The sequence below is a fragment of the Streptomyces spinosisporus genome, assembly GCF_022698145.1.
GTDB classification, from domain to species: domain Bacteria; phylum Actinomycetota; class Actinomycetes; order Streptomycetales; family Streptomycetaceae; genus Streptomyces; species Streptomyces spinosisporus.
Window position 1 is genome coordinate 72,685 of the sequence record NZ_JALDAX010000010.1, and the last position, 13,377, is coordinate 86,061.

General features: G+C 72.0%; 9 protein-coding genes. 6 read left to right on the forward strand and 3 right to left on the reverse strand.

Annotated elements, in window-relative coordinates:
- The first annotated feature begins 169 nt into the window (after nucleotides 1-169).
- The 5 genes from MQN93_RS25080 (at nucleotide 170) to moeZ (ending at nucleotide 6,497) form a co-directional block, all read left to right on the forward strand.
- Entirely contained in the window at nucleotides 170-1,903 is a 1,734-nt protein-coding gene (locus MQN93_RS25080) for a DUF3492 domain-containing protein (RefSeq protein WP_242711360.1), read from the forward strand.
- Nucleotides 1,900-3,165, forward strand: coding sequence for a hypothetical protein (locus MQN93_RS25085; protein ID WP_242711361.1), 1,266 nt, complete (start codon nucleotides 1,900-1,902; stop codon nucleotides 3,163-3,165). The genes MQN93_RS25080 and MQN93_RS25085 overlap by 4 nt, the downstream gene beginning before the upstream one ends.
- A gap of 393 nt (nucleotides 3,166-3,558) precedes the next feature.
- Entirely contained in the window at nucleotides 3,559-4,518 is a 960-nt protein-coding gene (locus tag MQN93_RS25090; protein ID WP_016437859.1) for an NAD-dependent epimerase/dehydratase family protein, read from the forward strand.
- Nucleotides 4,506-5,255 (forward strand): spherulation-specific family 4 protein, encoded by a 750-nt coding sequence (locus tag MQN93_RS25095; RefSeq protein WP_242711362.1) that lies wholly within the window; start codon nucleotides 4,506-4,508, stop codon nucleotides 5,253-5,255. Before MQN93_RS25090 ends, MQN93_RS25095 begins: the two co-directional genes overlap by 13 nt.
- A 63-nt stretch (nucleotides 5,256-5,318) precedes the next feature.
- Nucleotides 5,319-6,497: an adenylyltransferase/sulfurtransferase MoeZ gene (moeZ, locus tag MQN93_RS25100; protein WP_016437861.1), complete on the forward strand. Its 1,179-nt coding sequence runs from the start codon at nucleotides 5,319-5,321 to the stop codon at nucleotides 6,495-6,497.
- 74 nt (nucleotides 6,498-6,571) lie between these two features.
- Here moeZ and MQN93_RS25105 read toward each other — a convergent pair whose 3' ends face one another.
- From MQN93_RS25105 to MQN93_RS25115, 3 genes are all read right to left on the reverse strand, one after another.
- Nucleotides 6,572-8,131 carry an alpha/beta hydrolase gene (locus tag MQN93_RS25105; protein WP_242711363.1) on the reverse strand — a complete coding sequence of 520 codons (1,560 nt, stop codon included), beginning with the start codon at nucleotides 8,129-8,131 and terminating at the stop codon, nucleotides 6,572-6,574.
- 137 nt (nucleotides 8,132-8,268) lie between these two features.
- Complete coding sequence (locus MQN93_RS25110; protein WP_016437863.1) at nucleotides 8,269-9,822, reverse strand: alpha/beta hydrolase; 1,554 nt, start codon at nucleotides 9,820-9,822, stop codon at nucleotides 8,269-8,271.
- 95 nt (nucleotides 9,823-9,917) lie between these two features.
- The gene (locus MQN93_RS25115; protein ID WP_242711364.1) at nucleotides 9,918-12,716 is read right to left on the reverse strand and encodes a lysylphosphatidylglycerol synthase domain-containing protein; all 2,799 of its coding nucleotides are present in this window, start codon (nucleotides 12,714-12,716) and stop codon (nucleotides 9,918-9,920) included.
- Nucleotides 12,717-12,901: 185 nt separating this feature from the next.
- Here MQN93_RS25115 and MQN93_RS25120 point away from each other — a divergent pair, with 185 nt between their 5' ends.
- Nucleotides 12,902-13,288 carry an MGMT family protein gene (locus tag MQN93_RS25120; protein ID WP_016437865.1) on the forward strand — a complete coding sequence of 129 codons (387 nt, stop codon included), beginning with the start codon at nucleotides 12,902-12,904 and terminating at the stop codon, nucleotides 13,286-13,288.
- Nucleotides 13,289-13,377 lie beyond the last annotated feature (89 nt).

Consider the following 13,377-nt stretch of genomic DNA (forward strand, 5'->3'; position numbering starts at 1 on the left):
CTTAGCGCGATCGAACGCGAACCGCAAAGGAAAGTTACGACCGTTCACCCCTTTTGGTGGCGCGACGGACAACCGTCCATCGCGCCACCGCCTTGTCCGCATACGTTCTTCCCGCTGCGAGTCGCCGGGTCAACGGCGGCTCCCCATACGGGAGATCGGGGGTGCGCTCGTGCGCATCGGACTGCTTACGGAGGGTGGCTATCCGTATCTGAGCGGTGACGCCAGGCTCTGGTGCGACCGGCTCGTGCGCGGGCTCGGGCAGCACGAGTTCGAGGTCTACGCGCTCAGCCGCACCGAGCGCCAGGAGACCGAGGGCTGGGTCCCGTTGCCGTCGCAGGTCGGCCGGGTCATCACCGCTCCGCTGTGGACGGCCGAGGACGACGGGGTCTCCTACGGCCGGCGGGCACGACGCCGGTTCACCGAGTGCTACGGCGAGTTGGCGACCGCGTTGTGCACGGGAAGGCCCGGGGACCCCGCCGCGGCCCCGGGAGAGGCCCCGGCCGCCGAGGCGGACCGTTTCGGCAGCGCGCTGTACGGCCTCGCCGAACTCGCCCGCGACGAAGGCGGACTCGTGGGAGCGCTCCGCTCCGAGGCCGCCGTACGCGCCCTGGAGCGTGCCTGCCGCGCACCGGGCGCCCTGCGGGCCGCGCGGGAGGCGCGCGTACCGGATCTGCTCGCCGTCGCCGCACACCTCGAACGCGCCCTGCGCCCCCTCTCGCTCGACTGGTACGAGGACGACGCGCTCGGCTCGGTCGACCTGTGCCACGCGACGTCCGGCGGCCCCGCCGCCCTGCCCGGACTGCTCGCGCGCCACTTCCACGGCGTACCGCTCCTGGTGACCGAGTACGGCGTGCGGCTGCGCACGCACTACCTCGCCACCACGGACGCGCCGCCCGCCGTGCGCTCCCTGCTCGCCGCCTTCCACGGCAGGCTGGCCGCCGAGACCTACGAGCGGGCCGCGGTCATCACACCGGGCAACGCGCACGCCCGCCGCTGGCAGGAGCGCTGCGGCGCCGACCGGACCAGGATCCGCACGGTCTACCCGGGCATGGACGCCTCCCGCTTCGCCGAGGTGGGCGAGTCCACGGAGTGCGCCGAACCCGACACGCTGGTCTGGGTCGGCCGCGTCGAACCCGCCAAGGACCTGGTCTCCCTGCTGCACGCCTTCGCCGAGATCCGCAAGGAGGAGCCGAAGACGCGGCTGCGGATCGTTGGCGCGCCGGCCGGCCCCGAGGGCACGGCCTACCTCGGGCACTGCAAGGCGCTCGCGGCGCAGCTCTTCCCCGACGAGGCCGAGGGACTGCACTCCGTCGGCGACAACCCCGTCTCCTTCGAGGAGATCGGCGGCCCTGAACTGCCCACGCTCGCCGACGCGTACGCCGCCGGAGCCGTGACCGTGCTCTCCAGCGTCGTCGAGGGCTTCCCGATCAGCCTGGTCGAGGCCATGTTCTGCGGCCGCGCGACGGTGTCCACGGATGTCGGCGCGGTCGTGGAGGTCATCGGCGGCACCGGGCTCGTGGTGCCGCCGCGCAACCCGCGGGCGCTCGGCGAGGCGTGCCTTGCGCTGCTGCGGGACCCCGAGCGCCGGGAGCGCCTGGGTGCGGCCGCACGCGCGCGTGCGCTCGAACTGTTCACCGTCGAGCAGAACAACACGGCATTTCACGGCATTTACCTGGAGATCGTCTCGCACACCCCGGTGCGCCGGGTCGTCCTCGACGACACCGGCGAGCCCCTGCCGTTCGCCGCCCCCGCCGAGGCCCATGTGCCCGGCCGCTGGACCGGCCCCGCCACGCGCGTGGTGGCCCGTGGCGGCCCCGCCTGGGCGGCGGGAGGCCCTGGCCGGGCCGAGGGCGCCGCCGTGCGCGCCGGTTCCGCGACGCCCGCCACGGAGGGCGCCCGATGAGCGGCCTGGGAGAACTGGACCGACCCGGCGCACCGGGCGGCGCCGAGGCGTGGGACGAGCGCTCGGGGGAGTGGGTCGCGACGCCGGAGGGCGCTGCGGCGTCCGCGGTGTCCGAGGAGGCCCACGTCCCTGCGCCGAGCCGTCGGCCGAACCCCCGCCGCACCGGCGCCGACCCCGTGAAGGCGCTGATGCACCGTCATCGCGAGCTGTGCGCACGGGCCGTGGACCCCCTGGAGATCGCGGCGGGCCTGGAGGCCCACGGCGTCACCGACCGGACCGCCACCCGCTTCCGCCACCGGGACGTCTTCTCCCTCGCGGAGGAGATGTACGCGCGCGCCGCCCACGACGAGGAGACGGCGCCGCGCCCCACCACCCCCACGGCCATCCGGACACACACCTCCTGGATCCTCCTCACCCTGCTGCCCGGAGCGCTCTGCGCCGCCACCGTGGCCGCCCTCCGTCTCACCCACGGCCGGGCCCACGCCATCGCGCTCGCCGTCGGCGTCCTGGCAGGAGTCCTCGCCCTGCGTGCGGCGCTCGCCCGCGGCCCCCTCGCCCCGACCGACGGCACGCCCCCGGGATCCGCGCGGCACGCCTCCGGCAGCTCGGTCTGGACGTGCTGGCTCCTCGCCTACGCCCTCCTCGGCGACGGTCTGCTCGACGCGGCCGTCGCCGGAGGCCCCGACGGCCCGCCCGGCGCCTCCGCCGACAGCTCCTGGACCGTGGCCACGGCCCCTGTCCTGGCCCTGAGCCTGGCGTGCGCCCCCGCCGCATGGTGCGCCCACCTCTTCGCGGTGAGCGCCCGCCGCAGACTGGACACCAGCCGGGGTCTGGAGGAGTTCACCGCGTCCGCACGGCCCCTGCTGCTCGGCGCGTTCGCCCTCTTCCTGTCCGCCCTGTCGGCCCTGCTCGCCGTGTGCGGCGTCGTCCTGGGCGAGAGCGCGGCCTACGCCCAGACCGTCACCCTGGGCGCCCTGCTGCTCCTCGCCCGCCTCCTCACCGCGCACGGTTTCCACCACGCCCCCGCCATCGTCCTCGCGGCAGCGGCGGCCGCCGAGGCGACGGCCCTCGCCACGGTGTTCGCGGGCCGCCTGCCCGGCTGCGGCTTCCTCGCCACCCCCGTGGAAACCGCCGTCGACGCCTGGGGCCCCGGCAGCATCCCGGCCCTCGCCTGCGCGGCGGCCGCAACAGCCCTGCTGGTCCATGCGACTCGCACCCTCACCCGGGCCTCGGCCCATGCGCCCGCGGACAGGCCGTGCTGACGCCGCGGCCGTCCCCGTGGCACTGGCTGGGGCCGCCCGCGCGCCGTAGCTGGCCGCCTGCCGTTTGGCCGCCGGCGCTTGGTGTGCGCGGCGGCCGCGGTGGCCCTGCTGGTCTATGCGACCCGCACTGTCACCCGGGCCTCGGCCCATGCGCCCGCGGACCGGCCGTGCTGACGCCGCGTCCGTCCCTGCGGCACCGGCCGGGGCTGCCCGCGCGCCGCGGCAGGCCGCCTGCCACTTGGCGGCCGGCGCTTCGTGTGCGCGGCGGCCGCAACCCCCACTTTGCCGCCGGCGCCCGGACCCGCCGCTCGGGGGCAACCGCACCTCCCCCTCCGAAGGAGAAGTCCAGATGATCACCTCCCGATCTGACGCCGCGGCCCCGGGAGCCGCCCGATGAGAGTCCTGCTGATCGGAGCCAACGGCTACCTGGGCCGATTCGTCGCCGACCGTCTGCTCGCCGACCCGGCCGTCCAGCTCACCGCGCTCGGCCGCGGCGACGACGCCGACGTCCGCTTCGACCTCGCGTCCGGCAGCCCCGGCGCCCTCACCCGCTTCCTCGACGCGGTCCACCCGGGTGTCGTCATCAACTGCGCCGGTGCCACCCGGGGCGGCGCCCGCGACCTGACCCGCCACAACACCGTCGCCGTCGCCACCATCTGCGAGGCCCTGCGGCGCAGCGGCTGCGGCGCACGCCTGGTGCAGATCGGCTGCGGCGCGGAGTACGGGCCCAGCCAGCCCGGCTCGTCCACGGCCGAGGACGCCGTCCCCCGCCCCGGCGGCCCGTACGGCGTGAGCAAGCTCGCCGCCACCGAACTCGTCCTCGGCTCCGGCCTGGACGCGGTCGTCCTGCGGGTCTTCTCACCGGCCGGCCCGGGCACGCCCGCCGGCTCACCGCTCGGCCGGCTCGCCGAGGCCATGCGCCGGGCCATGCAGTCCGGCGACGGTGAGCTCAAGCTCGGCGGCCTCGGCGTCCAGCGCGACTTCGTCGACGTACGCGATGTGGCCCGTGCCGTGCACGCCGCCTCGCTCTCGGCCGCGCAGGGCGTCATTAACATCGGCGCGGGCCGCGCCGTCCGGCTGCGCGACGCCGCGGCCATGCTCGCCCGCGTGGCCGGATACGGCGGCGCCCTCCATGAACTCGACGGCCCGCCCGGCCCATTGCGGTCGACCATCGGGCACCCGCGCCCGGATCCCGACCACGCGGCCCCGGTGGCGTACCCGTACCCGGACGGCTGCGGAAGCTGGCAGCAGGCCGATGTGCGCACCGCACGCGACCGGCTCGGCTGGCGGCCGCGGATCAACCTCGAGGAATCACTCGCCGACATCTGGATGGAGGCGGCATGTCGTATGTGACCAGCACCAGAACAGGCATCGCGAGCACCCGGGTCCGCACCGGCTTCGGCATCCCCGGCTACGCACACCCCCTCGTCGCGCCCACCGAATGGGGCGAACTCACCCGCCCCGGAACCCCCTTGCACTGGGTCGTGCTCAATGTCGCCGACGGCCCCGGCACCCGCCCCGACCCGCACTGCCTGGAGGCGGCGGGCCGGCTGCGCAACGCGGGCGTCCGCGTCCTCGGCCACCTCGACTCCGCGTCCGGCGGCCGCAACCTCGGCGAGGTGATCGCCGACGCGCAGCGCCACGTCGACTGGTACCAGGTCGACGGCTTCCTCCTGGACCGCTGTCCGACCGACGGCGTCTCGCTCCCCGAGACCCGTCGCACCGTCGCCACCCTCCGCGCAGTCTGTGAAGACGCTCACATCGTCCTGGGCCATGGCACCCACCCGCACCCCGGCTATGCCGAGAGCGCCGACCAGCTGGTCACCTTCAGCGGCCCCTGGAGCGACTACCGCTGGTCGCAGGTGGCCGAGTGGACCGCCGAGCATCCGCCCGAGCGCTTCTGTCACTTCGTCCACGGAGTGCCCCTCCCGCACCTGGAGGAGGCCCTGCGCATCGCCCGCTGGCAGGGCGCGGCGACGATCTACTTCACCGACCGCACGGACCAGGGCGGCCACAGCGACCCCTGGGAGGCCATGCCCGGTTACTGGGACGAAATCGTCTCGCGGATCGGAACGGGTGTCTCGGAATGAAAAAGCGCGTGGCAGTGTTGCAGCAAGAACACCCGTAGTGATTGACCGACCAACGGAGTCCCCGTGTCGCTGCCACCCCTGGTCGAGCCGGCTGCCGAGCTCACCGTAGACGAGGTCCGCAGGTACTCCCGCCACCTGATCATCCCCGACGTGGGGATGGACGGGCAGAAGCGGCTGAAGAACGCCAAGGTGCTCTGTGTGGGCGCCGGCGGCCTGGGCTCGCCGGCACTGATGTACCTGGCCGCCGCGGGCGTCGGCACCCTCGGCATCGTCGAGTTCGACGAGGTCGACGAATCGAACCTGCAGCGTCAGATCATCCACAGCCAGTCCGACATCGGCCGCTCCAAGGCCGAGTCCGCCCGTGACTCCGTCAAGGGCATCAACCCGTACGTGAACGTGATCCTTCACGAGGAGCGGCTCGAGGCCGACAACGTGATGGACATCTTCAGCCAGTACGACCTGATCGTCGACGGCACGGACAACTTCGCGACCCGCTACCTGGTCAACGACGCCTGCGTGCTGCTGAACAAGCCGTACGTGTGGGGCTCGATCTACCGCTTCGACGGCCAGGCCTCCGTCTTCTGGTCCGAGCACGGTCCCTGCTACCGCTGCCTGTACCCGGAGCCCCCGCCCCCGGGCATGGTCCCCTCCTGCGCCGAGGGCGGCGTCCTCGGCGTGCTGTGCGCGTCCATCGGCTCCATCCAGGTCAACGAGGCCATCAAGCTCCTCGCGGGCATCGGCGAGCCGCTGGTCGGCCGCCTGATGATCTACGACGCCCTGGAGATGCAGTACCGCCAGGTCAAGGTCCGCAAGGACCCCAACTGCGCGGTCTGCGGCGAGAACCCGACCGTCACCGAGCTCATCGACTACGAGGCCTTCTGCGGCGTCGTCTCCGAGGAGGCCCAGGAGGCGGCCGCCGGCTCGACGATCACTCCCAAGCAGCTCAAGGAGTGGATCGACGACGGCGAGAACATCGAGATCATCGACGTCCGTGAGATCAACGAGTACGAGATCGTCAACATCCCGGGCGCCAAGCTGATCCCGAAGAACGAGTTCCTGATGGGCACCGCCCTGGAGAGCCTCCCGCAGGACAAGAAGATCGTCCTGCACTGCAAGACGGGTGTCCGCAGTGCGGAAGTCCTCGCGGTCCTGAAGTCCGCGGGCTTCTCCGACGCCGTGCACGTCGGCGGCGGCGTCATCGGCTGGGTCAACCAGATCGAGCCGCACAAGCCGGTCTACTAGGCGGCCACAGGGGCTCGGCACCAAGGGTGCCGGGCCCCTTTCCGCTGCCCGGGCGCCGGAGCCCCCTGCCGCGACTACGAGGCGCAGATCTTGCCGTCCTTCGGCACCGTCCCGTCCAGCAGATACGCGTTCACCGTCGAGTCGACGCAGTCGCTCCCGCTGCCGTACGCACCGTGTCCCTCGCCCTTCCAGGTGAGCTCCACGCCGACGCCCTTGCCCAGCTCGTCGGCCATCTTCCGGGCGCCCTCGTACGGCGTCGCAGGGTCGCCGGTGTTGCCCACCACGAGAATCGGCGCCGCTCCCGGTGCACTCACCTCCGGGGTGTCGAACTGCCCGGCCACCGGCCAGTCGTGGCACCAGCCGGCCGTGTCCCAGCCGAGGAAGTCGCCGAACACGGGCGAGATCTTCTCGAACGCCGACAGCCTCTTCTTCGTCTCCTCGGCGGTCGGGCGCTCCTTGTCGTCCAGGCACGATATGACCCGTTGGGAGTGGGTCGTCGTGCCGTAGTGCCCCGAGGAGTCGCGTTCGTTGTAACCGTCGGCGAGTGCCAGCAGCTCGGAACCGTCGCCCTGTTCGGCCGCGTCGAGGGCGCTGGTCAGGGTCGGCCAGCCGGACTTGCTGTACAGCGGCAGGACGATGCCGGTGAGGGCGAGCGTCTGGGTCAGCTTCCGGCCGGACGAGGTGGGCAGCGGCTTCGAGTCGAGTCGCTCGACCAGGTCCGCGATCTTCTGGGAGCCCTGCTTCGGGTCCTGGCCGGTCGACTTGAGGTAGTCGTCCAGGGCGCGCTGGAAGCCCCTGGTCTGGTTCTCCGCGTGCCCCACGGTGTCGGCGCTCGGGTCGACGACCGCGTCGAGGATCAGCCGTCCCACGTTCTTCGGGAACAAGTGGGCGTAGACACCGCCGAGTTCCGTGCCGTACGAGATGCCGAAGTAGTGCATCTTCCTGTCGCCGAGGACCTGGCGCATCAGGTCCATGTCGCGGGCGGTGTCCGTCGTCGACACATGCGCCAGCAGCTTTCCCGCGGCCTTCTCGCAGCCCTTGCCGAAGTCGGCGGCGTCCTGGAAGTACGCCTTCTCCTCCGCCGGGGTGTCCGGGGTGGCGTCCACGTCCTCGGCCGCCTGGATGTCCTTGTCGCTGCGGCAGCGCACACCCTCGCTGGCGGCGACTCCGCGCGGGTCCCAGCTCACCAGGTCGTACTGCTCGCGCAGTTTGGACACCATGGAGGCGTACGACGGCATCGTGGAGACGCCCGAGCCGCCGGGGCCGCCGAAGTTGAACAGGAGCGAGCCGGTGCGCTTGTCGCCGTTGGCCTTGGCGCGGATGAGCGCGAGGCCGATGGTCTCGCCCTCGGGCTTCGACCAGTCCAGCGGTGCCTTGAGCGTCGCGCACTGCCAGTCGTTGCCCGGCGCGGGGGAGTCGGCGGTGGCCTTGCAGGCTTCCCAGGCGAGCTTCTGTCCGGTCAGTGAGGAGGGCAGCGCGGCCGTCGTGCCGGAGGAGCGGGACGGCGACGAGGCGGGCGCGCTCGTACGGTCACCGCCCTTGCCGTCGTCGTCGGAGGACGAACCGCTGCCGCAGCCGCCCACCAGGAGCGCGGCGGCGGCGCTCAGTGCCGTCCACCGTAGGAGTCGTGCCATGTGCTTTCCCCCCTCACAGGCCCTCCGCATCGAGCGGCGGAAGGCGGTCAGGCCATAGTAGGCGGATCAAGCCGCACCTGCCGGAGCCTGTGGATAACGTTCTGACCTGCTGCTTTATTGGCGATCTGGCTCGGGTCTCAGGAACAGACGGTCCCTGCCTTCGGCACTCTCCCGTCGAGCAGATAGCCGTTCACCGCGGCCTGCACGCACTTGTTCTTGCTGTCGTACGAGCCGTGCCCCTGGCCCTTGTACGTCAGCTCGACACCGACGCCCCGGCCCAGCGACTCCACCATCTTCCGCGCACCCTCGTACGGCGTGGCCGGGTCGCCGGTGTTGCCCACGACGAGGATCGGCGCGGAGCCCGGCGCGCTCACGTCGGGGTGGTCGCCGGCCCCCGCCACGGCCCAGTCGGTGCAGCTGACCATGCCCCAGGCCAGGAAGTCGCCGAACAGCGGTGAGGCGGACCGGAACTCGGGCAGTTTCTGCTGCACGAAGCCGGGGCTGTAGCGCGGCTTGTCGTCGGCGCAGTTGATGGCGATGTTGGCAGCGGAGATGTTGCTGTACTCGCCGTTCTCGCTGCGCCCGTTCAGCGAGTCGGACAGCGCCAGAAGCGTCCTGCCGTCGCCCTGGTAGGCCTGCTCCAGGCCCTCGGTGAGGTACTGCCAGAAGTCCTTCGAGTACAGCGCCTGCGCGATGCCGTTGGTCGCGGCGGTCTGTGTCAGCCGGCGGGGGAAGATACCGGCGATCGGCTTGCTGTCGAGGTCCTTGAGCAGGGTGGCGATGCGGTCCTTCACGTCCTGCGCGGTGTCGCCGATGGGGCAGTCCGTGGTCTTGGACGTGCAGTCCTCGGCGAAGTTGTCGAGCGCGAGCTGGAAGCCCTTGGCCTGTCCGAGCGAGCCCTGCTCGGCGTTCTGCGTCGGGTCGACGACCGCGTCGAAGACGGCGCGGCCCACCTTCTTCGGGAACAGGTGGGCGTAGACGCCGCCGAGTTCGGTGCCGTACGAGATGCCGAAGTAGTGCAGCTTGTCGTCGCCGAGGACCTGGCGCATCAGATCCATGTCACGGGCCGCGTCGGTGGTGCGCACATGCGGCAGCACCTTCTTGGAGTTCTTCTCGCAGGCCGCGTTGAAGTCCTTGGTGTTGTCCAGGTACTCGGTCCGCTCACGGGCGTCGTCCGGGGTCGCGTCCTGCTGGAAGTACGCGTCGAGCTCCTGGTCGCTCTCGCACTTCACGGGGGCGCTGCGGCCCACTCCGCGGGGGTCGAAGCTGACCAGGTCGTAACGCGTGCGCAGGGTGGCGTAGTCCTCGCCGAAGGAGGGCAGCGTGGTGACGCCCGAGCCGCCCGGCCCGCCGAAGTTGAAGACGAGCGAACCGATGCGCTTGTTCTGCGGGCCGCTCGTCCTGGCCCGGATCAGCGCGATGCCGATGGTGTCGCCCTTGGGCTTGTTCCAGTCGAGGGGCGCCTTCATGGTGGCGCACTGCCAGGTGCCGCCCTTCGGCAGCGGTGAGGGCGCGTTTCCGCCGCCCTGCGCGGCCGATGGCGCGGGGCAGTCCTTCCAGTCCAGCTTCTGGGCCGACAGATCCCCGGAGTCGTCGCTCCCGGAGTCGTCGCTGCAGCCCGCCATCAGGGAGGACAGGAGCACGACGGTGGCGGTCACGGCAGCGGCGCGCAGACGGGAAGGGTTCGGCATGCCTCCATCCTGCGGCCGTGCGGGGCGGGATGCTCGGGACACGGGCCGTACGAGGTACGCGCGCGTACAGCCGCCGTACCAGAAAAGCCGTCGTACTAGAGCGAGCCCTTGCGGGAGAGGTGGTTGAAGGCCAGCCAGCCCGGCAGCACCGGCAGCCAGAGCGTCAGCAGCCGGAACAGCAGGACGGCGGGCGCCGCGACCTCCTTGGGCAGGCCCACCGCGATCAGACCGACGGTCAGCGTCGCCTCCACCGCGCCCACGCCGCCCGGGGTCGGGGCCGCGGACCCGAGCGCGTTGCCGGCGAGGAAGACGACGGCGACGCTGGCGATGCTGAGCGTGGTCCCCTCACTGCCGAAGGCGCGGATCGAGGCGTCCAGGCACATTACGAAGCAGGCGGTCAGCAGCAGGGTGCCGCCGATGCCGCTGATGAGCTTCTGCGGCCGCTGCAGCACGTCCAGCATGCGCGGCACGACGCCGGCGAAAAGCGACCGCACGCGCGTGACGACGAACTTGCGCAGGAACGGCACCGAGGTGACCACCAGGACGAGTACCGCCACGGTGAGCAGACCCGCGATGACCGTACGGGACGGCGAGAGCGACGGGGTCTTCTCGGTGCCCGTCAGATAGCCGAACGACAGCAGCATGAGGATGTGGCAGCCGAGCCCGAACAGCTGCGAGGCGCCGACGCTCGCCACCGCGAGTCCCGGGCGCACACCGGAGCGCTGGAGGAAGCGCGTGTTGAGGGCGACGCCGCCCACCGCGGCCGGGGCGACGATCTTGACGAACGATCCGGCGACCTGCGCGGCCACGGCCCGCACGAACGGCACCCGCTCGGGCACGAACCCCAGCAGCGCCATGGCCGCGGCGAAGTAGCTGGCCGCCGAGAACGCCACGGCCGCAAGGACCCAGCCCCACTGCGCGTTCGAGATCAGGGGACCGAACTCGATGTGGGTGAGCTGCGTCAGCAGGAAGTACGCACCGAAGGCGCCCGCGATGAAGCTGATCAGCGTGCGCGGCCGCACCCGTTCGAGACGGGCAGGCTCGACCGGCGCCTGCGGCCTGATCAGCAGCACCTGGTGGCGGATCTGGGTGAGCAGATCGTCCTCGCGCGCCTCGTCCAGGGCCTCGTCGATGGCCCGCTTCTCGGCGCGCTGCTCGGCCCGCTGCTCAGCCCGTACGGCCTTTTTGTCGGGCTTGTCGGATACGGAGGTGTCGTCGTCCGGCGCCTCGTCCAGCCGGGTCTGCTTGAGCTGCCGGGAGGCCTCCAGGACCGCCTCGCGCTCGCGCTGGGCGCGCTCGCGGGCCAGTCTGCGCAGGGTCGCGCGCGAGGTGCGGCTGAGCGCGATGGGCTGCAGCATCGGCAGGCAGTCGGCCACGGCGTCCGGGCCGAGCACGCCCACCGCGGAGGCCACCGCGCGCTCGGCGCCCACCCGCAGGCCGAGCGTGACGAGGAGCTGCGAGATGTCCATGCGCAGCAGCAGATCGCCGGCCGCGATCTCGCCGACGCGCAGATCGGTCAGGATCACCGTGCCGGAACGATCCACCAGGATCGCGTCGCCCACCAGCCTGCGGTGCGCGATGCGCCGCGACTGCAGGGCCCGGACCTGGTGCCAGGCGTCGTGCAGCAGCTCGTCGGTGATCTCGTCGTCCGCCAGGGTGTCCAGGGTGCGCCCGCCGGTGTGCTCGTAGATGAGCATCACGGCGTCGGGGCCGAGCTCCGAGGTCGCGATCAGCTTGGGGGCGTTGGCACCGGCCGCGATCGCCGCGTAGGCGAGCAGCGCCTCCTGCTCCAGCGCCTGACGCAGGGACTGCAGGCTGCTGCGTGTGGCGAAGCCGCGCAGCGTCAGATTGCGCCACGCGCGGTAGAAGAAGCCCTGCGCCTGCTGCTCCCGGTCGACCACCGTCACGTCCAGCGGCGGGCCGTCCTCCAGCGTGACGAAGTACCGCCGGCCGCGGTCGCCCGTCTCGGGCGTCTCCGTCACTTCCTCGCGCGCGGCGGTCACCGGCCGGAAGCCGACGTGCCGCAGGCCCGCCATCAGCGTGCGTCCCGTGGGACGGACGTTGGGCGAGCCGACCGCGTACAGCGTGCCGTAGGCCACGGTCCAGCCGATCAGCACCGTCAGGATGATCGAGAACGGCGTGGTGTAGCCGGTGACGAGCATCGAGAAGGCGTCGAGGAGCAGCACGATCCACAGCACCGCGCGCCAGCGCGGACGGCGGGACATGCCGACCGCCGTCATGTACGCGATGACCGGCGCGAGATAGCCGTGCACCGGGTCGGTCAGTGCGTGGATGTCGCCCGGGGAGGGCTGGGTGAGCGCCTCCTGGATGGAGTCGGGGGCGGCCTTGGCGACCCAGAGGTCAGTGGCGAGCGTCACACCGTGGGCGAGGACCGCCGCGAGCACGCCGTCGGCGATGCGCAGCCCGTCGCGCTTGATCAGCCGCTCGATCGCGAAGGCGACCGGCACGAGCAGGATCGCGATGCTGGAGGCCAGGCCGGCGATCTTGATGAGCAGGTCGGGCGCCTGGCCGGTGCCCTTGTTGATGTCCTGTTCGAGCCCCGAGGTGGTGCCGTGCGCGAACGCGGCGATGGCGAGCAGGACGGCGACGGCCAGCACGCCCACCAGGAGGCGCATCAGATCGGACGGGCGGTGCACGCGCGCGGGGAGCAGCGGTTCGTCGCCCTCCACCTCGTCGATGTGGGCCTCGTCGAGGTACGGGTCCTCGCTCCTGGCCGCGCTCTTCGAGGCGGCCGGCCTGCCGTCCGGAGCGGTCTTGTCGCCGTCCGGGGCGGCGGCCTCGGCATCCGTGCCGGAGCCGGTGGGGCTGCCCGGGCGCGACGAAGCGTCAGAGGTGCTCTCCGCGTCCTCTGGGTGCGCACCCTGCTGCTTCATCGTCTCTTCTTGATCTCGTATCACCGGTCACCGCCCGCATGATGGTGGCATGCCCCACCGACACGCGGGGGTATCAGGGTGCACGTGCGGGGCGCACAGTCTGCCCGAAGCGCCGTCCAGGGGCGAGGGTCACGGACGGTCACAGGCCCGTCGCACTGTCGGTGGCATGGGGCAGGATGAGCCGGATGAGCGAGGAGAGCCTGCCGCACGACGACCCCCCGGAGCACCCCGACGCGCTGCCGGAGTACGCGGAGCGGGTCCTGGAGGTCGCCGAACTGATCCCGCCCGGGCGCGTGATGACGTACGGGGACGTCGCCGAATGGCTGGAGGAGGGTGGCCCTCGTCAGGTCGGCCGGGTGATGGCCCTCTACGGCGGAGCCGTTCCGTGGTGGCGTGTCGTCCGCGCGGACGGCGTTCTGCTTCCGGGCCACGAACTGCGGGCCCTCGACCGCTACCGCGCCGAGGGCACCCCCCTCAAGGAGGCGAGCAGGGCCGCCGAGGGCCACCTGCCGCGCCTCGACATGAGACGGGCGCGGTGGGACGGCGGCGGACGCGCAGAGGGTCACACCTGACAGCTTCCGCCATGGGACAGGTCCGCGTGTGACCCGTGATCCGTACGGGGGAACCGAGGCACGTTTGTGGCATGCCGTACGTTCGTGGG

Bases quoted from the DNA above. Each gene is read 5' to 3' on its own strand.
- MQN93_RS25085 (WP_242711361.1), top strand. From the start codon at position 1,900: ATGAGCGGCCTGGGAGAACTGGACCGACCCGGCGCACCGGGCGGCGCC.
- MQN93_RS25090 (WP_016437859.1), top strand. From the start codon at position 3,559: ATGAGAGTCCTGCTGATCGGAGCCAACGGCTACCTGGGCCGATTCGTC.
- MQN93_RS25095 (WP_242711362.1), top strand. From the start codon at position 4,506: ATGTCGTATGTGACCAGCACCAGAACAGGCATCGCGAGCACCCGGGTC.
- MQN93_RS25105 (WP_242711363.1), bottom strand. From the start codon at position 8,131: ATGGCACGACTCCTACGGTGGACGGCACTGAGCGCCGCCGCCGCGCTC.
- MQN93_RS25110 (WP_016437863.1), bottom strand. From the start codon at position 9,822: ATGCCGAACCCTTCCCGTCTGCGCGCCGCTGCCGTGACCGCCACCGTC.
- MQN93_RS25115 (WP_242711364.1), bottom strand. From the start codon at position 12,716: ATGAAGCAGCAGGGTGCGCACCCAGAGGACGCGGAGAGCACCTCTGAC.
- MQN93_RS25120 (WP_016437865.1), top strand. From the start codon at position 12,902: ATGAGCGAGGAGAGCCTGCCGCACGACGACCCCCCGGAGCACCCCGAC.